This window comes from Chitinophaga arvensicola (assembly GCF_900110835.1).
GTDB classification, from domain to species: Bacteria; Bacteroidota; Bacteroidia; order Chitinophagales; family Chitinophagaceae; genus Chitinophaga; species Chitinophaga arvensicola.
In genome coordinates this window covers 3,051,619-3,069,811 of the sequence record NZ_FOJG01000002.1, presented here as the reverse complement: position 1 = coordinate 3,069,811, position 18,193 = coordinate 3,051,619, and the positions used below count along the sequence as shown (strand labels likewise).

The window sequence follows — 18,193 nt, the reverse complement described above, 5'->3', positions numbered from 1 at the left end:
TATGCAGCAGGAATTTACGTTATCAGCAGGCGAAGGACATTTCTTTTTTGGGTTTCATGACCTGGTGGCATGGAATGATGCCGGGGATAAATTACTCGCGTTACAAACGCCGGATATCAGCGTACCGCCCGATCCCCGTGTTCCCTGTGGCATCGGTTACTTCGATGCGGCTCAACAGTTTCACCGCATGGGCAATACCTACGCTTATAATTATCCACAAGGCGCCCGGCAGCAATGGATTGGCGATACCGATACCTTTATTGTCAATGACCGCGTGCAGGAGGTGTGGGGCGCCAGGATCTACGATGTAAATGCCGGCAAATGTGTCCATGTATTGCATCAGCCTGCGCATGTGATCACAAATGAAGGCATTGCTTTTGGCATCGATTACGCGCGTTTGTACCGGGTAGGCGGCTATGGTTATACCGGTTTGCCGGATAAATATGCACACCTGCATACGCCGGAACATTCCGGTATTGTGAAACATAACGTATACACCGGTGAACAAAGCCTGCTTTTATCCATCGCCGCGGTGGCCAACTATAAAATGAATCCCAATCTCGGGCAGCACCATTATATCACGCACCTGTTGTTGAATCCATCACAGCAGCGACTGGCATTCCTGCATCGTTATAAGCTGAAAGACGGTGGAGAAACTACCCGCCTCATGACCATCGGTATAGACGGTAGTGGCCTCACCTGCCTCGCTACCGGGTTTCTCAGTCATTTCGACTGGAAAGATGATACCCATATCGCCATCTGGGGCAGAACCGGGAGCAATATCGAAAGATTGCGTGGTTCGTTGTTGTATAAGATGATGCCATCCGGTTTGATAACGGGAGGCAAAAAGATGCTGAAGAAATTACTATACACAAAAGAAAAAGGCGCTAAGGCGGTCGCACCTTTTAACTGGTTGCTGCTGGAAGATGTGGATAACGCTGTGCCTGCGATGCTGGCCAAGAATATTATTACGGAAGACGGGCATCCGATGTTTTGCCCGGCTAACCGCGACTGGATGATCTGTGATACCTATCCTGATCAACAGGGCATCCGCACCTTGTTTCTTTTCCAGTACAGCACCCAGCAGAAAACAACGTTGGGTACTTACCGTATGATAGATGCGAAACCAGATCTGCATTTGTCGCACCCGTTGCTGGCCGGTGTGGAAGAAGGTGTGTTAAAGGCTTTTTCGCTGGAGCAGATGGCCTTTACCCGAAGTGGTTTACACTGCGATCTGCATCCACGCTGGAAGCGGGACGGCAGCCTGGTGGCTTTCGATTCTATCCATGAAGGACAGCGGATGATCTATGGTTACGATGTGAGCAGTATTATTTATGCAAACAAAAATGTATTGGTATGATTGCCATCCTGCAACCGCTGGTGCCCCACTACCGCGAACATTTTTTTAACCGTCTGCAGGAGCAGGCGCCCTTTGACCTGTATTGTTATGATCAGGCCGGGATGCAGCAGCAAAACCTGTCGGCAGGCAATACTACCGTAAAGGCATTGCCTGCCTGGAGCGTAGGTCCGTTTGTGTTATATAACCCCCTGCGCTTCTTCAGAAAGGATTACAAGGTGCTGGTGCTGATGCTCAACTTCGCGCATCTCTCCACCTGGATGATCCTGTTGCTGAAGCCCCTGTTGAAACAAAAGATTATTCTCTGGGGGCATGGTATTTCTGTAAAGCGCTATGTACAGGAAGAGCAACACCCCAGCCGCTTGCTGAAGTGGATGATGCAGCTGGCCGACGCCACCTGGTTTTATACACCAAAGGAAATGACGCTCTGGCAGCAGCAGATGCCGGGTATGAAAGCAGTAGCGCTCAATAATACCATTTCCGAAGTAGAGAAAATTATACAACAGAGCGATATCGATAAGGCCGTAATCCGGGAGAAGTATAACATCCACGCAAAACGGGTGCTGATTTACTGCGCGCGGTTTAATGAAACGGGCCGCCGCATTGACCTGCTGTTACAGCTGATAGCGGAAACAGATCCCGCGCAATACGCATTTATCATTATAGGCGCCGGAAAATATAAGCCTGATTTCAGTGCCTGGCCACATGTACATGATTTTGGAGCGGTATACGATCCGGCGTTGAAGCGGGAATTGTTTGGTATGGCAGATCTGTATTTTCAGCCCGGTTGGATCGGGTTGTCGGTGGTGGAAGCCATGGCCTATGGTAAACCGGTATGCACTTTTAAGCGGAGCGAAGCCGTATTGCAATGTGTGGAATACAGCTATATCCGCGACGGCGTGAACGGAATGATCTTCAACAATATGGCGGAGTGTTTATATCTCCTGGATCAGTTGTCCGATGATGATATAACGGTCATGGGCCAACGCGCGCGCCAGTTTGTACAACAGCACCTCACCATGACAGCCATGGTAGACAATGCGCTGCATTCACTAAATAGTCATTGTGTATGAAGATACTTTTTATTGTTCCTTCCTATAAACCGGCGTACGTATACGGAGGACCTATTGTTGTAATTGCGCGGCTGGCAGAGCAACTGGTGCAGATGGGGCATGAGGTGGAAGTATATACTACTACTGCCAATGGGGCAAAGGAGCTGGACATAGCCGCCAATACCACCGTACTCATGGATGGTGTGAAAGTGACCTATTTCAAACGGATCACCGGGGATCATACACATGTGTCACCGGCGTTGTGGAAAGCCTTGTGGCAGCATGCACAGCAGTTTGATAAAGTGCATATCCACTCCTGGTGGAACTTCCTGGTGATGGGAGCTTCTTTTATCTGCAAATGGAAAAAACGCAAACCATTATTATCTCCGCATGGGATGTTCTGTGATTATGTACTCACCGCCCGTAACAACCGGAAGAAAAAGTTATTGCATACGTTAATGGGTAAACGGCTATTACGCAGTACTTACCTGCACGTTTCTTCGGAACTGGAATGGAAAGAATGCCGGCAGATCCATTCTTCCTGGGAGGGTGGACAGGTGTTCAACCTGGTGGATCTGCCGGAAGGTAATTTTGAACGGACAGATAACGGTGTGTTTACCATCAGTTTTTTATCCCGGGTAGACCCCAAAAAGGGGCTTGACCTGCTGATCCGGGCATTGTCCCGTGTGTCTTTTCCATTCCGTTTGCAAATTGCCGGAAGCGGGGATGAGGCATATATAACTACACTCAAAGAATTAATTGCTTCGCTCGATATGGATAACAGCGTCGAATGGGTAGGTTGGAAAGGCAGCGGGGATAAGTTTCATTTCCTTGCTGCCACCGACCTTTTTGCGCTTACGTCCCGCAATGAAAACTTTGCTATTGTGGTGATTGAATCATTGTATGCAGGCACACCGGTGCTGATCAGTGATCAGGTAGGCCTCGCTGCCTATGTGCGGCAGTATGACATGGGATGGGTGACGCCTATTGATAACGTGGAGGTGATCAGTGAACAGCTGACCCGGGCATATGAAGCAAAAGAACAGCGGCAAACGATTACCCGTGCCGCCCCCGCACAGATCCGACATGATTTTAATGATGCCGTACTGGCATCGTCTTATGTAGCATTGTATGAAAAATGTAGTTAGATGAAGATCGCCATAGTTATACTCACCTTTAATGAATCATTGCACCTGGCGCGTTGTCTGGAGAATCTCCGCCAGGTAACGGAGGAGCTATACGTGATAGATGCGTTTTCAACAGATGATACGGTAGCTATTGCCACTGCTTATGGCGCGAAAGTTTTCCAGCGCAAATGGGTAAACTATGCTGATCAGTTTCAATGGGCACTGGAACATTGCGGCATTGAAACACCCTGGATCATGCGCATGGATGCCGACGAATACCTGGAACCTGCCCTGATCAGGGAAATACAGCAGCGCATGGCAGGTATTCCCCCTGCTGTAACGGGTATCTATATACGTAGGAAAGTGCTGTTCAAAGGAAAATGGATCCGCTTTGGCGGTTTTTATCCGCATACGCTGCTCCGCATCTGGCGCAATGGTATCGGCAGTATAGAACAGCGTTGGATGGATGAACATATCATTGTATCCGAAGGTACTACGCTGTTGTTTAAGGAGCATATTGTAGATGATAACCTGAACTCTATTCACTGGTGGGTCAATAAACACAACAACTACGCCATCCGGGAAATGGTAGACCTGCTTAATATCCGTTACGGTTTCTGGCAAACCGATCAGCGGTTGCTAAAAGCCAACGGACAGGCCAAGCGGAAACGTTTCCTGAAAGAGAAAGTGTATGCGGCTATGTCGCCCGGTATGCGGGCTTCGCTGTATTTCCTGTTCCGGTATATCCTGCGCTATGGCTTCCTGGATGGATACAAAGGGTTTCTTTTTCATTTTATGCAGGGATACTGGTATCGTTTACTCGTAGACGTGAACGTACAGGAATTTCAACAAAAGCTGCACGGACAGGAAACAAAGGAAGATATCATGGCTTTGCTGAAAGCAGATTATAACATTCATATCTGAGATGACATGACAACGAACCTCGCCGCATTTAATCCCGGTAACTATTATGCCGGCCCGAAATGGAAAATAGCGATATGGTATTTCCTGAACTACTATATCCTTAACAGTGCGTTTCCCTGGCCGTATGCCCTGAAAACCCGGCTGCTGCGCCTGTTTGGCGCACGGATCGGAAAAGGATTTGTCATTAAAACAAAAGTGCGCATCAAATATCCCTGGTTGCTTCAGATAGGCGATCACTGCTGGATCGGTGAATCAGTATGGATCGATAACCTCACGCAGGTTACTTTGGGAGATCATGTGTGTTTATCGCAAGGCGCCCTGCTGCTCACCGGTAACCACGATTATAAACAACCCGATTTTCCTTACCGGCTGGGAACTATCCATATTGAGAATGGCGCCTGGATTGGCGCCATGGCGGTGGTTTGCGCCGGTGTTACCTGTGGCAGCCATTCCGTATTAACGGTTAACGCAGTAGCCGCCAAAGACCTGCAACCCTGGCTTATTTACTCCGGTAACCCGGCTGTGGCGGTGCGCAGGCGCGAAATAAAAGAGCATCGTGTTACGGTACTAAATGCAGCGACTATATGAAAAAATTACCTGGCTATATTGTAGGAAGGGGAGCCGTTGCTGTTGTGCAGTGGAAGATATGCTATGTGTGCAGTTGTATCGTACTTCTCACCACCGTTCTCCCCCTGCAGGCACAGGTACATTTCACGGACTCGCTGGAAGTTCACGCCGGCGCAGTTGGTACCGTTGCCTCCAAAGATTATCAGCCGCTGTGGCTCATGGCGAACCACTTTGGAACGATTACAGACCGTAAGGGCGATGTATCCGCACACGTGGGATTCAGCAACCGGCATGCCTGGGAGCGTGGTTTCTATTTGCGCTACGGACTTGATGTGTATAACAACGATCAGTTTCATCAGACCTTTATTGAACAGGGATACCTGAAAGCCGGTTATAAACACTGGGAAATCAGGGCCGGCCGCTATGAGGAAATCATCGGGGAAAACGATAAAGATCTCAGCAGCGGATCGCTCAGTATCAGCGGTAACGCACTTCCCATTCCAAAGATCGGCATCGCGGTAACAACGTACACCGATATCCCTTTCACTAACGGCTGGGTACAGTTTAAAGGCTTACTGAGCCATGGCTGGATGGGGCAGGATCAATACATCAGGAATGCCTGGCTGCATGAAAAGAATTTCTATCTACGCATCGGGAAACGGAAGTTGAAAGTTTTTGGCGGCGTCCAGCACTATGCAGTATGGGGCGGTAACCGAAACGACCTGCCAAAAATTACGAACAGCTGGCAGGGATTTATGGATGTATTGCTCGTGAAAACAAAAGACGATGGCACCGTAGGGAATACAGATATACAGCCCAACCGTCCCGGAGATCACAGGGGCGTAATAGAAGGCGGCCTGGAATGGGAAAATGAACAATTTTCGCTGCGACTGTACAATCAAACACCTTTTGAATCCGGCCAGGGCATCAGCATCCGGAACATCGACCGCTTGCTGGGCTTCGTATACACCAACAAACAAGCCGGCAGCTGGCTGCAAAAAATCACTGCCGAATTTATCTACACCAAACAGATGAATGATTTCTACCTGCTCCGGTTGAGGGAGAGTTACTATAACAACGGCGTGTATATGACCGGGTGGGATTATCACGAGCGCATCATCGGCACACCGCTGTTTATTGACCGCAACCGTGGACAACACTATTTCCCTCAAATGAAACCATTAAACTGGGATGATCCGAAAGACTCGCTACGTGGGAAAGGAGGAAACATTATCAATAACCGCGTAGTGGGCGTGCATCTCGGCGCGTGTTATCATCTCACAAAAAAAATAACCGGTAAAACCATCGTTACCTACACGCAGAACTACGGCACCTATACGAACACCGTACTGTTTAAACCCGTGAAACGGCAATGGTATACACTCCAGGAATTGCAATACCAGTTACCACAGAAACGCATTTCCCTGAAAGCGGGGATAGCTGTAGATCAGGGCGAACTGACGGATAACGTAGGTGGGATGTTTGGCGTGTTGTGGAACTGGAAACAATAACTTTTAAATGTAACGTATATGGGTAAACGAATCTTACTGATAGGCGGTAATTTTTCCCCGGAGCCAACGGGCATCGGAAAATACAATGGTGAAATGATGCGCTGGCTGGCGGATAACGGTTACGATTGTACGGTGATTACTACCTATCCCTATTACCCGCAATGGCAGGTACAGGCGCCCTATGAACGGGCCAGAAACTGGTTTAAGAAGGAGCTGGTAAACGGGATTACGGTGTACCGTTGTCCGCAGTACGTGCCGGCGGCGCCTTCCGGGAAGAAGCGCCTGCTGCAGGATGCTTCTTTTGCTGGGTCAGCACTGCTCAAAGTGTTACAGCTGTTATGGAAGAAAAAGTATGATATCGTGATCACGGTAGCGCCGCCCTTTCATCTTGGGCTACTGGCGGTGTTATATAAAAAGCTGAGAGGCGCCCGGTTTGTATATCATATACAGGATCTGCAAATTGAGGCGGCGCGGGACTTACAGATGATCCGCTCCGCACGCCTGATCAACTGGCTGCTGAAACTGGAGAAAATGATCCTGCGTCAGGCAGATCAGGTAAGCAGTATTGCAGACGGCATGATCCGAAAAATAAGCGATAAAGCCGGTAAGGAGGTAATGTATTTTCCGAATTGGGTAGATGTGATACAGTTTTATCCTTTAACGGATAAGGCTATATTAAAACAATCCTTTGGCTTTCAGCCCGGTGATAAGATAGTTTTATACTCCGGCGCCATCGGTGAAAAGCAGGGGCTGGAGGCCTTACTGCATGCAGCGGCTGCCTGGCAGCACCGGGAGGAAGTGAAGTTCCTGATCTGTGGCTCCGGTCCGTATAAAGCAAAACTGGAACAGGTAGCTGCTCAGCTGCAGCTACGGAATACGATCTTTTATCCTTTGCAGCCATTGGAAATGTTTAACCGTTTCCTCAACATGGCAGATGTACACCTGGTCATACAGAAGTCGCATGCCAGCGACCTGGTGATGCCTTCCAAGTTAACCACCATCCTCGCCGTGGGGGGGATTGCACTGATTACCGCCAATGAGGGTACCGGTCTGCATGAACTGGTAAGCCGGCATCAGATGGGAATCCTGGTGGAGGCAGAAAACCAGGATGCTTTGCAGGCAGGCATAGGAAAGGCCGTATGGGATAATACTGCAGATATTGCCCGTAACGCCCGGGCATTCGCAACAGACCATCTTTCTATTTCGGGAGTGATGACGCGCTTTAAAGAACAGGTGGCGTAGCGCTTTTATTGATCAACCATATTCTTTTTTTATGCTGAACCGGTATCTTAAAATTTGTAGTATCCAGTTAGTGGTACTGGATTTTCTCTGGCTGAATGTATTATTTTTTATTACCAGTGCCTGGCTGGAACGGTACGATCGTATGCAGGATATCAATGTGGATATTTTCCTGGTGGTATCCAATCTTTCCTGGCTGGTGGCGCTATATACCAACGGTATTTATTTTCTAAGCCAGCAGTTGTCGTTCGATCGCATTGCGCGCAAAACCATACAGAGTTTATCGCTCTACCTGCTGTTGCTGTTGCTGTGCCTGTTTTTATCGAAGCAACTTTATTCCCGGCTGTTTATTCTCAGCTATTGCGGCAGCTTTACAATGATGGTACTGCTGGGCCGCTGGTTGTTTTATCGTGTTACGGATCATATCCTGCATCGCAACGGTGTAGAGAAGAAAGTAGTGATACTGGGATATAACGAGCTGTCCAAACAACTCGCGGATCAACTGGTGGAAGAGAACAGTAACCTGAAATTTGAAGGCTATTTCGAGGAGTATAATAATGTGCATGAACTATCTTACTACCCTGTGATCGGTAACCTGGAGGCCTGTGTGCCCTATGCACAGTCTAACAACATCCGTGAAATTTATTCTACGTTATCTCCCGAAAAATTTCCTTACCTGTATACGCTGGCGAAGGAAGCAGAGCTGAACCTGATTCATTTCCGATTTGTGCCGGATTTCAAGCTCTTCGTTAACCGCCAGATCTTTGTGGATTACTTCAACAATATCCCGATCATTTCATTGCGGTCCGAGCCATTGGATGATATTGCCAACCGCATCCGCAAGCGGGTATTTGATATTATTTTCAGCAGCCTGGTGATCGTATTTATTCTTACCTGGCTGATTCCGTTGCTGGCCCTGCTCATAAAACTGGAATCAAGAGGTCCTGTTTTCTTTATTCAATACCGTACAGGTCGTAATAACCAAAACTTTCCCTGCCTGAAACTACGCAGTATGTATGTGAACGACGAGGCCAATGCAAAGCAGGCGACCCGCCATGATAGCCGTTTTACTCGTGTGGGCCGCATTCTGCGGAAAACCAACCTGGATGAAATGCCGCAATTCCTCAATGTGTTTATGGGAGATATGTCTATAGTCGGACCACGGCCGCACATGCTCCGGCACACGGAAGAATTTTCACGGGTGATCCAGCAGTACATGATCCGTCATTTTCTGAAACCAGGTATTACCGGCTGGGCGCAGGTTAGCGGGCTACGGGGTGAAATTACGGAGGAGTCTCACCTGCGCAAAAGAATTGAACATGATATCTGGTATATGGAGAACTGGTCGGTTTATCTCGATCTGCGGATCATATTTCTCACAATCCGGAATACGGTGAAAGGAGATGACAACGCATTTTGAATAGGTATGGTTTGTGTGAATGATAGAGTCCTACTCATCATTAAAAAACACCAGGACCATGGCAAAGAAAAAAGTTACTCCCATTGCAAAGCTGAACGCGAAACAGGAAAACCTTGCCCCGCATACGGAAGAAGGGGTTGATCAATTCCTCACCACTAACCAGGGTTTGCGGATCAATGATAATCAAAATTCCCTCAAAGCAGGAGAACGGGGCGCCACACTGCTGGAGGATTTTATTTTAAGGGAGAAAATTACCCATTTTGACCACGAACGTATACCGGAAAGAATTGTACACGCCCGGGGAGAAGCCGCGCATGGTTTTTTCCAGGTGTATGAATCGATGTCGAAATACACCAAGGCCGGCTTTCTGCAAGACCCAGGCAAACAAACACCTGTGTTTGTCCGTTTCTCTACTGTAGCAGGCTCACGCGGATCTACCGATCTGGCGCGGGATGTAAGAGGCTTTGCCGTGAAGTTTTATACAGAAGAAGGCAACTACGATCTCGTAGGCAACAATATGCCGGTGTTCTTTATACAGGATGCCATGAAGTTCCCCGATTTTATACATGCCGTAAAACCGGAACCCCATAATGAAATTCCGCAGGCAGCTTCTGCACATGATACCTTCTGGGATTTTGTGTCTATCGCACCTGAGAGCATGCATATGATCATGTGGGCCATGAGCGACCGCGCCATTCCCCGCAGTCTGCGTATGATGGAAGGTTTTGGCGTACATACTTTCCGGTTTATCAACGCTGCCGGTAAATCCTCCTTTGTGAAGTTTCACTGGAAACCATTGCTGGGTGTGCATTCAGTAGCCTGGGATGAAGCACAGAAAATTTCCGGGAAAGACCCCGATTTCCATCGCCGTGATCTGTGGAATGCTATTGAATCGGGCGCCTATCCCGAATGGGAACTGGGTGTACAGATCGTGGCAGAAAAAGATGAACATAAATTTCCTTTCGACCTGCTGGATCCTACCAAACTGATTCCGGAAGAAGTGGTGCCGGTAATGCGTATTGGTAAAATGGTGTTGAACCGGAACCCGGATAATTTTTTTGCAGAAACAGAACAGGTAGCCTTTCATCCAGGGCATATTGTGCCGGGCATTGATTTTACAAATGATCCGCTTTTACAGGGAAGATTGTTTTCGTATACAGATACGCAGTTATCAAGGCTGGGCAGTCCCAACTTTCATGAAATACCCATTAACCGCCCCATTGCGCCGGTACACAACAACCAGCGGGATGGCCATATGCGGCAAACCATTAACCGTGGCGAAACGGCCTACGAGCCCAATACTATCAGTAATGGTTGTCCTTACCAGGCAAAGATGAAAGAGGGCGGCTTTACTTCCTACGAAGAAAGAATAGATGCTAAAAAGATCCGTGGCCGCAGCAGTAGCTTCTTTGATCATTTCAGCCAGGCAACCTTGTTTTACAACAGCCAGTCGGAGGTGGAAAGAACGCATATTGTAAACGCACTGCGCTTCGAATTGGGCAAGGTAACGCGGACGGATATACGCGAACGTATGGTCGGTATTTTAACACAGATAGATAAATCACTCGCACTCCGCGTGGCTACCGGCCTTGGACTGCCAGTGCCGTCTAAGCCGGAAACACCGATCAATCATATACGGCCGGCAGATGGAGAAGTGAGACGCTATGAACCGAAAGCAGTAAAGCAACAGGTCATCAACTCCCCGGCGCTTAGCATGTCCAACACCGTGAAGAATACCGTGAAATCAAGGCAGATCGCTTTCCTGACCGCCGACGGTGTAGCTGGTAAGGAAGTGGCTAAAATGAAGGCAGACCTGTTGGCGGCTGGCGCACAGGTGCAACTTATTGCTCCTCATCTCGGTAAAATAAAAACAGCAGAAGGCGATCACCTGGAAGTAGATCAGTCTTTCCTCGGGGCCGCCTCTGTATTATTCGATGCGGTATATGTACCGGGTGGAAAAACCAGTGCTGATGCGCTGGTGAAAGAGCCGGCCGCGCTGCATTTTATCAATGAGGCATATAAGCATTGCAAGGCGATTGCGGTAACAGGCGATGGGCTGAAAGTATTGAAAGCCACTTACCTGGAAACGGAAGGCAATGACCCCGGTTTGCTGATCAACAAAAGCAGCAAGGACTTTATCAATGCCATTGCACAGCATCGTTTCTGGGAGAGAGAGGCAATAGATACCATTCCTGCGTAGATATTTTGTTTTAAATGAAACTAAATATCTAAATTTCGGTATACCAGCAACATAAAACGTTCCTATGGATATAAGAGCCATCATTACAGGGAGTACCGGAATGGTCGGAGAAGGGGTGCTGCATGAGTGCCTGCAACACCCGGATGTAACAGCGGTGTTGGTCATTAACCGCAAGCCGTGCGGGGTACAGCACCCTAAGCTGAAGGAAATTATTCATGAAGATTTCTATGATATGTTGCCCATTGCGGCGCAGCTGCATGACTACAATGCCTGCTATTTCTGCCTGGGCGTGTCTTCCGTAGGAATGAAGGAAGCCGCGTATAAGCGGGTAACCTACGACCTGACGATGGAGTTAGCCAAAACACTGGCGGCATTGAACAGCGACATGACCTTCTGTTATGTGAGCGGCGGTGGTACCGACAGCACAGAGAAGGGCCGCAGCATGTGGGCCCGTGTAAAAGGCAAAACAGAAAACGACCTGCTGAAACTTCCGTTCAAAGCGGCCTATATGTTCCGGCCGGGATTTATGTTGTCGTCTGATGGTATGAAAAATACGCAGGCTTTCTATAAGTATGTTGCCTGGATGTACCCTTTTTTCCGGCGCTATTTTCCGCAGTGGGTTTCCACGCTGGCAGAGCTGGGACAGGCTATGATCAACGCCACCCGCTATGGCTACGCAAAACCCGTACTGGAGGTGAAGGATATTGTGTCCCTGGCTCATCATCCTTAAAATACTGGTAACCTGAGGGATAGCAGCCCACTTTATATGGGTTATGGAATGTATCTTTGCATCTTGTTACTTTAACAGTGTAACAGTTGTAGGTTATGAGATGACTGGAATATTCCTATCCCGGGTCCAAATAAAAAAGGCGGTGCTTCGGCGCCGCCTTTTTGTTTTTCAGCTGCTGCGTATAACAAAAAAAAGTTACCTGTAATTGCTTTTGCATTTTATTTTTGTGAGATGAATAAGTCGTTTTTACCAGCCCTTTCACTCGTATGGCTATGCAGCCACTATAGCTACGCACAACGCACAGGCGCCACAAAGGATACCCTGCATACACAGCTGAACCAGCTGGAAGTAAACGCTCCCCGCATTGAAAAGGCGATGATGAAAGTGGATCTAACCATGACACCGGTAAATACGGCGCAGGACCTGCTTCGCAAGGTGCCCGGATTATTCATTGCACAACACGCCGGTGGAGGTAAAGCCGAACAGATCTTTCTGCGTGGTTTCGACTGTGACCATGGTACCGATGTGAACATCAGCGCGGATGGTATCCCGGTGAATATGGTGTCGCATGCACATGGGCAGGGATATGCAGACCTGCACTTCCTGATCCCGGAAACCATTGAGGGTATTGACTTTGGAAAGGGCGCCTACTATGCAGATAAGGGCGATCTGAATACCGCCGGTTATGTGAACTTCAGCACCTTTGACCAATTGCCCCACAGCATGTTTAAACTGGAAGGCGGCGCTTTTAATACCATGCGGGCCATGGGCATGTTCAACCTGCTGCCCACCGGCGACGATACCAAAAGCCACGCCTATATTGCTTCTGAATACAATTATACCGATGGTCCTTTTGATGTGAAGCAGCATTTTAACCGCTTCAACCTGATGGGCAAATTCAACCGTTGGCTCAATGACCGCAACTATCTTGCTATCCAGGCATCTACTTTTACTTCTGGTTGGAATGCTTCCGGCCAGATCCCGGAACGTGCAGTGAGTGAAGGGCTTATTACCCGTTGGGGCGCTGTCGATCCTACAGAGGGCGGTAGTACTTCCCGGACCAACCTGGCACTCACGTTTAAACACGTAGTAGATGAAAACACCGACTGGCAGAGCTTTTTATATTACTCCCGTTATAAATTCAACCTCTACTCCAACTTTACTTTTTTCCTGAATGACCCCGTAAACGGTGATGAGATTGAACAGAGAGATGACCGCAGCGTATATGGTTGTGATCAGAAATTTACCAGGCGATTTTCATTGCCGCATAGCAGTTTTACCTGGCAATCCGGCGCCGGTATGCGGTTGGATGATATCTACAACCTGGAGCTGAATCATGTGTATCAGCGCGATTCCCTGCTGGATCGTTTGTCGTATGGCTCAGCAACAGAAACCAACCTGCATGCTTACACTGAACTGGAATGGCGTAAAGGGAAATGGGCTATTACACCCGCTGTACGGATCGATCATTTTATTTTCAATTACCACGACAAGCTGAAATCCCTTCCAGGGCAGGAACAGCAGGCGACCCGGGTAAGTCCTAAACTGAACTTCGTATATACGGCTAACCGGTTTGCACAATTGTACCTGAAATCGGGTATGGGCTTTCACTCCAATGATGTGAGAGTAGTGATGGCGCAAGAGGGAAAGGAAATTCTGCCTTTCTCCGCCGGTGCGGATCTGGGTGTGGTGTTGAAACCCGCCAGGAACCTGATGATTCAACCGGCCATCTGGTATCTTTACCTGCAACAGGAATTTGTTTACGTTGGCGATGAAGCGGTGGTGGAGCCTTCCGGCAAAACAAAAAGACTGGGAGTGGATCTTAGTGTGCGTTACCAGCCCTGGCGCTGGTTGTACATAGATGCTGATGTAAACTATGCCCATGGCCGTTTTGTGGATGAGCCCAAAGAGGCAGATTATATTCCCCTGGCACCACAATTAACCAGCACCGGTGGGGTGGCTGTGAAGTTGCCTGCCGGCTTCTCCGCCAATATGCGTTACCGTTATATGAAAGCCCGGCCCGCCAATGAAGATAATTCCGTTACCGCCAGAGGGTATTTTGTAAACGACCTGTCGCTGGCATACAGTCTGCCGCGTTGGGAATTCAGCATCCAGGCGCAGAACGTATTTAATACCAACTGGAATGAGGCGCAGTTTGAAACCACCACCCGGTTGAAAAATGAGCCGGCGCCGGTAACAGAACTATGCTATACCCCCGGTACGCCTTTTTACCTGAAGGCGGGCGTGGCCGTGAAGTTCTAAAAACGCATGTGAGCAAAGGGGCAGGAGCGACTGGTTTGTTCCTGCCCCTTTGCTCTTTTTTTAGGCTATCTCCCGAAAAATGCTTTACTTCACGTTAAAATGACGCAAAGAGAGTATGAAGTCTTTCCACGAATATAAAAATCCCTCCCTGGCGGTAGACCTGGTGGTATTTGGTTATCACGATAACACCTTATCGGTGTTATTGCTCAACCGCAAAGAGGAACCGTTCAAGGACTGCTGGACGTTGCCCGGAGGCTTCCTGCAAATGGAAGAAACTTTCCTGGGTACCTGCTCCAGAATCCTGCAAACGAAACTGGGCATGGACCAGGTATTCCTGGAGCAGCTGTATTCTTTTGATGCGCCCGACAGGGATCCCCGTGGCCGTGTGATTGCGGTGGGTTATTACGCCCTGATCAATCCTGCTAAATTTAATGTGGTGGCCGGTAACATGGCCAACGATGTAAAGTGGTTCAATGTGCGCAAACTGCCCGCGCTGGGCTTTGATCATAAACATATTTTTAAACAGGCCCTGCAAAGGCTCCGTTCCAAGATCCAGTATTACCCCGTAGGCTTTGAGCTGCTCGATGAGTTATTCACCATTACAGAGCTGCATGAATTGTACGAATGTATCCTGGAAACTACCATCGACCGGCGCAATTTCCGCCGCAAAATACTGGACGCCGCCTATGTAATCAACACCGGCCTTAAACGGGAAGGACTCAAAAACAGGCATCCCGAACTCTATAGATTCAATAAGCAATTGAAGAAAAATAGTTTCCAGATAAATGTACCCACTGAATCCTGATGTTATGGAAAAACAGTTATATACCCCGGAGATATTTACCATATCGAACTTCCTGAGCCTGGAAGAATGCGCCGCCCTCATTGAAAAAAGTGAGGCCATGGGCTATGAAGAAGCCACGGTAGACGTAGGTGGAGGTGTACAACGTATGATCAAAGGCGTACGAAATAATGAAAGGGTCTTGTATAAAGAGCCAGCTTATGCTACCTTTATCTGGAACCGGCTGAAAGCGTTTGCGCCGGAAGAAAAGGATAACCGGTCTGCTGTTGGTGTGAATGAATTGTTCCGGTTCTATAAATATTGCCAGGGACAACGCTTTAAAATGCACAAGGATGGCAGTTTTGAGCGAAACCGTTTCGAGGCCAGTCAGTATACCTTTATGATTTATCTGAACGACGCCTACACCGGTGGGGAGACCATTTTCGCTTCCGGAGAAATTATCCGGCCGGAAACAGGTACCGCACTGGTCTTTCATCATCCGTTGCGGCACGAAGGAGCCCTGCTGACAGCCGGTGTGAAGTATGTGCTGCGAACCGATATTATGTACAAATAAAACCGAACATGCCCGCAACCTACGTAATAGGTGATATACACGGTGCGCTGAAAGCCTTGAAACAGCTGATCACACGCATCGCGCCGAAAGAAGAAGATACCCTGATTTTTTTAGGAGATTATGTGGATGGCTGGTCCGAGTCTGCAGAAGTGATCACCTGGCTCATGGAGCTGGAAAAACAATACCACTGTATTTTTATCAAAGGCAATCACGATGCCTGGTGTGAATCCTGGTTGCATGGCATCATGCCCGAAGCCTCCTGGCAGCGCAACGGCGGCAAGGAAACCGTAGAGAGCTTTAATAAATTATCACCGGAGCAACTGGCCATCCACACGCAGTTCCTGGAACGCATGCTTCCGTATCATATCGATCACCAGAACCGGCTTTATATCCATGCCGGCTTTACGTCCACTCATGGCCCCGCTCATGAAAGGTTTGAGCCGATGCTTTACTGGGACCGTAGTCTGTGGGAACTGGCACTGGCACTCGATCCCCTCATTCCAAAGGATTCCAACCGCTATCCAAAACGATTAGCCCTCTTTCATGAAATCTATATCGGGCATACACCCAGCCTGAATTACGGCGAAGTAATGCCGATGATAGCCGCCAATGTGCATAACGTGGACACCGGCGCCGCTTTCACCGGGAAAATCTCCGGCATGAATGCAGATACCAAACAGGTATGGCAAAGCGATACCGTGCAGTTGTTATACCCGGACGAAAGAGGCCGCAACCGCTGATCTTTAATCATTATTTTCATGGAACAGAATTTTACCTATAAATGTGCCTGCTGTGGCCTGGAGTATGGAGCGGTACCCCTGTGCTTCGGGGCGGAATTTCCCGCTTCTTATTTCTCCATCCCGGAAGAAGATCGCGCAGAAAGAATTGAAATAACAGAGAGTCTTTGTGTAATAGATGGTGAACATTTCTTTCATCGCGGCCGTATCACCATCCCCATTCATGATTACCCGGAAGATCTGCTTTTCAACGTGTGGACCAGTATCAGCGAAGCGAATTTTCGCATCAGAATGGATAGCTGGGAAGATGTCAACCGCGTGAATAATGCCCCGTATTTCGGATGGCTGCAAACCATGGTGCCCGGTTATGGAGATACGCTCAGTATCAAAACCCAGGCAAGGGAAACCGGACTGGATACTATTCCTGAAATAGAAATAACAGAAGAAGGCCATCCGTTGACAATAGATCAGCAGCAGGGAATCAGCTTTGCGGAAGCACTGAAGAAGGTGGATGGAATTATGCGGGAAGCCCACCTGGGAAAAATATAGAGAGATGCCTGCCAGTTATGTGATCGGATTATTATATCCGGATGAAAAAGGCCGGAACCACTGATCCCGGCCTCTCCACAGCTATTTTCCCACCGCTGCTTTAATGCTATTTAATTCATTCACTAACGTAGCATTTACGGTCTTCACTTCTGTAATTTCCTTTTGCATGGAAATCAGGTACAATGTCAGTTCTTCCACTTTCTTCAATAGTATAGCATTCATATCACCCAGGTCTTGTCCTTCGGCTGTAATTTGCTTTGCGGAAGGCACTTCCGGCAGATGCTTGTTTTCCCGGATAAAAGCTTCGATGGCGGGCAAGGAACGTAATGTATAATCCGGTTCAAAAACATAGTCCGGCCATGGGGTGGTTTGTGTAACTTTCATTCTCCTGGCAGCGATAGTACCTTCTACGGCTAGTCTGTTGGTACCTGGATTGTTGGTGCCGATACCCACATTACCATTTCCTTTTATCATAAACATGGTACCACCATAAGTATTGATGGCAAATAAATTGGCATTATAAAGACGGCTGCCTGTTTTACTTCTGGCGTCCATCATAATGGCAGCTGAATAGGGCTCATTGGCAGTAGGGACGAGGTCTTCTGCTTCAGCAGTGATGCTAAGTGCAAATGGCCGGCCGGGACTGTAACCTCGGGCGGTAATATTGGGGATGAAACTGCTGTCCGCGCCTGTAGCGTTGGTAATAATCAATGCTGCCTTTGCCTCAGGAATATTTGCAAGCGTGAATTTGGCCAGGTGAACGGTCGTTGTACCGGACACGTGCAACCGGGCGGTTGGCGTAGTATTATTCAAACCGATAAATCCATTATTTCTCATGATGGTGAAATAATGACCAAGAAAAGTATCTCCGTTATAACCTGCAATGGAAAAGTCAGTGCCCTGGTTAAGCGTTCCTGTTTCTACATTGGAGGTGAGTAAACCCCAGCGGTTGGCGGTTCCCTGTCTCATGATATAATGGCCATTACCATTGATCCCGGTGGTACTGGACGTTATAAATCGCTGTGCCATTCCGAGACCGTCAATATTGAAATTCGCATTTGGCTGTAAAGTAGTGCTGTTAGTAATAGTCTGTGCATGGCTGATTCCTGCTCCAAGGCAGGAAATGGTAGTTAACAAAAAGAATATTCTTTTCATGGTAAGAA

At 48.3% G+C, this 18,193-nt stretch carries 16 protein-coding genes; 15 read left to right on the top strand and 1 reads right to left on the bottom strand.

What is annotated here, in order from left to right; all coding sequences use genetic code 11:
* Window position 1 precedes the first annotated feature (1 nt).
* The 15 genes from BMW79_RS29350 (at window position 2) to BMW79_RS29280 (ending at window position 17,030) form a co-directional block, all read left to right on the top strand.
* Entirely contained in the window at window positions 2-1,360 is a 1,359-nt protein-coding gene (locus tag BMW79_RS29350) for a hypothetical protein (RefSeq protein ID WP_089901826.1), read from the top strand.
* Entirely contained in the window at window positions 1,357-2,430 is a 1,074-nt protein-coding gene (locus BMW79_RS29345; protein ID WP_089901823.1) for a glycosyltransferase, read from the top strand. The genes BMW79_RS29350 and BMW79_RS29345 overlap by 4 nt, the downstream gene beginning before the upstream one ends.
* Window positions 2,427-3,557 carry an XrtY-associated glycosyltransferase XYAG1 gene (locus BMW79_RS29340; RefSeq protein WP_089901820.1) on the top strand — a complete coding sequence of 377 codons (1,131 nt, stop codon included), beginning with the start codon at window positions 2,427-2,429 and terminating at the stop codon, window positions 3,555-3,557. The genes BMW79_RS29345 and BMW79_RS29340 overlap by 4 nt, the downstream gene beginning before the upstream one ends.
* Complete coding sequence (locus tag BMW79_RS29335) at window positions 3,558-4,460, top strand: glycosyltransferase family 2 protein (RefSeq protein ID WP_089901817.1); 903 nt, start codon at window positions 3,558-3,560, stop codon at window positions 4,458-4,460. It abuts the gene before it with no gap.
* A gap of 6 nt (window positions 4,461-4,466) precedes the next feature.
* Window positions 4,467-5,048 carry a WcaF family extracellular polysaccharide biosynthesis acetyltransferase gene (locus BMW79_RS29330; protein ID WP_089901815.1) on the top strand — a complete coding sequence of 194 codons (582 nt, stop codon included), beginning with the start codon at window positions 4,467-4,469 and terminating at the stop codon, window positions 5,046-5,048.
* Window positions 5,045-6,538 (top strand): capsule assembly Wzi family protein, encoded by a 1,494-nt coding sequence (locus BMW79_RS29325; RefSeq protein ID WP_089901810.1) that lies wholly within the window; start codon window positions 5,045-5,047, stop codon window positions 6,536-6,538. The genes BMW79_RS29330 and BMW79_RS29325 overlap by 4 nt, the downstream gene beginning before the upstream one ends.
* Before the next feature lie 18 nt (window positions 6,539-6,556).
* A complete protein-coding gene (locus BMW79_RS29320) occupies window positions 6,557-7,780 on the top strand; it encodes a WcaI family glycosyltransferase (RefSeq protein WP_089901806.1) in 1,224 nt (407 codons plus the stop codon).
* A gap of 31 nt (window positions 7,781-7,811) precedes the next feature.
* On the top strand, window positions 7,812-9,197 hold the full coding sequence (locus BMW79_RS29315) for an undecaprenyl-phosphate glucose phosphotransferase (RefSeq protein ID WP_089901804.1): 1,386 nt from the start codon (window positions 7,812-7,814) through the stop codon (window positions 9,195-9,197).
* A gap of 58 nt (window positions 9,198-9,255) precedes the next feature.
* Entirely contained in the window at window positions 9,256-11,397 is a 2,142-nt protein-coding gene (gene katE, locus BMW79_RS29310; protein ID WP_089901802.1) for a catalase HPII, read from the top strand.
* 64 nt (window positions 11,398-11,461) lie between these two features.
* Window positions 11,462-12,127, top strand: coding sequence for a Rossmann-fold NAD(P)-binding domain-containing protein (locus BMW79_RS29305; protein ID WP_089901798.1), 666 nt, complete (start codon window positions 11,462-11,464; stop codon window positions 12,125-12,127).
* Window positions 12,128-12,358: 231 nt separating this feature from the next.
* The gene (locus BMW79_RS29300) at window positions 12,359-14,389 is read left to right on the top strand and encodes a TonB-dependent receptor (RefSeq protein ID WP_089901795.1); all 2,031 of its coding nucleotides are present in this window, start codon (window positions 12,359-12,361) and stop codon (window positions 14,387-14,389) included.
* Between the two features lie 115 nt (window positions 14,390-14,504).
* On the top strand, window positions 14,505-15,194 hold the full coding sequence (locus tag BMW79_RS29295; protein ID WP_089901792.1) for an NUDIX hydrolase: 690 nt from the start codon (window positions 14,505-14,507) through the stop codon (window positions 15,192-15,194).
* A 4-nt stretch (window positions 15,195-15,198) separates the two neighbouring features.
* Window positions 15,199-15,744 carry a 2OG-Fe(II) oxygenase gene (locus BMW79_RS29290; RefSeq protein WP_089904413.1) on the top strand — a complete coding sequence of 182 codons (546 nt, stop codon included), beginning with the start codon at window positions 15,199-15,201 and terminating at the stop codon, window positions 15,742-15,744.
* An 8-nt stretch (window positions 15,745-15,752) separates the two neighbouring features.
* Window positions 15,753-16,484 (top strand): metallophosphoesterase family protein, encoded by a 732-nt coding sequence (locus BMW79_RS29285; protein WP_089901791.1) that lies wholly within the window; start codon window positions 15,753-15,755, stop codon window positions 16,482-16,484.
* 18 nt (window positions 16,485-16,502) lie between these two features.
* Window positions 16,503-17,030, top strand: coding sequence for a DUF2199 domain-containing protein (locus BMW79_RS29280; RefSeq protein ID WP_089901786.1), 528 nt, complete (start codon window positions 16,503-16,505; stop codon window positions 17,028-17,030).
* An 81-nt stretch (window positions 17,031-17,111) separates the two neighbouring features.
* Here BMW79_RS29280 and BMW79_RS29275 read toward each other — a convergent pair whose 3' ends face one another.
* Window positions 17,112-18,185, bottom strand: coding sequence for a hypothetical protein (locus BMW79_RS29275; protein ID WP_089901783.1), 1,074 nt, complete (start codon window positions 18,183-18,185; stop codon window positions 17,112-17,114).
* Window positions 18,186-18,193: the final 8 nt, after the last annotated feature.

Excerpts from the sequence above, each read along its gene's own strand:
- BMW79_RS29290 (WP_089904413.1), top strand. The coding sequence starts at position 15,199 with ATGGAAAAACAGTTATATACCCCGGAGATATTTACCATATCGAACTTC.
- BMW79_RS29325 (WP_089901810.1), top strand. The coding sequence starts at position 5,045 with ATGAAAAAATTACCTGGCTATATTGTAGGAAGGGGAGCCGTTGCTGTT.
- BMW79_RS29295 (WP_089901792.1), top strand. The coding sequence starts at position 14,505 with ATGAAGTCTTTCCACGAATATAAAAATCCCTCCCTGGCGGTAGACCTG.
- BMW79_RS29320 (WP_089901806.1), top strand. The coding sequence starts at position 6,557 with ATGGGTAAACGAATCTTACTGATAGGCGGTAATTTTTCCCCGGAGCCA.
- BMW79_RS29340 (WP_089901820.1), top strand. The coding sequence starts at position 2,427 with ATGAAGATACTTTTTATTGTTCCTTCCTATAAACCGGCGTACGTATAC.
- BMW79_RS29350 (WP_089901826.1), top strand. The coding sequence starts at position 2 with ATGCAGCAGGAATTTACGTTATCAGCAGGCGAAGGACATTTCTTTTTT.
- BMW79_RS29300 (WP_089901795.1), top strand. The coding sequence starts at position 12,359 with ATGAATAAGTCGTTTTTACCAGCCCTTTCACTCGTATGGCTATGCAGC.
- BMW79_RS29330 (WP_089901815.1), top strand. The coding sequence starts at position 4,467 with ATGACAACGAACCTCGCCGCATTTAATCCCGGTAACTATTATGCCGGC.
- BMW79_RS29305 (WP_089901798.1), top strand. The coding sequence starts at position 11,462 with ATGGATATAAGAGCCATCATTACAGGGAGTACCGGAATGGTCGGAGAA.
- katE (WP_089901802.1), top strand. The coding sequence starts at position 9,256 with ATGGCAAAGAAAAAAGTTACTCCCATTGCAAAGCTGAACGCGAAACAG.
- BMW79_RS29275 (WP_089901783.1), bottom strand. The coding sequence starts at position 18,185 with ATGAAAAGAATATTCTTTTTGTTAACTACCATTTCCTGCCTTGGAGCA.
- BMW79_RS29315 (WP_089901804.1), top strand. The coding sequence starts at position 7,812 with ATGCTGAACCGGTATCTTAAAATTTGTAGTATCCAGTTAGTGGTACTG.
- BMW79_RS29285 (WP_089901791.1), top strand. The coding sequence starts at position 15,753 with ATGCCCGCAACCTACGTAATAGGTGATATACACGGTGCGCTGAAAGCC.
- BMW79_RS29335 (WP_089901817.1), top strand. The coding sequence starts at position 3,558 with ATGAAGATCGCCATAGTTATACTCACCTTTAATGAATCATTGCACCTG.
- BMW79_RS29345 (WP_089901823.1), top strand. The coding sequence starts at position 1,357 with ATGATTGCCATCCTGCAACCGCTGGTGCCCCACTACCGCGAACATTTT.
- BMW79_RS29280 (WP_089901786.1), top strand. The coding sequence starts at position 16,503 with ATGGAACAGAATTTTACCTATAAATGTGCCTGCTGTGGCCTGGAGTAT.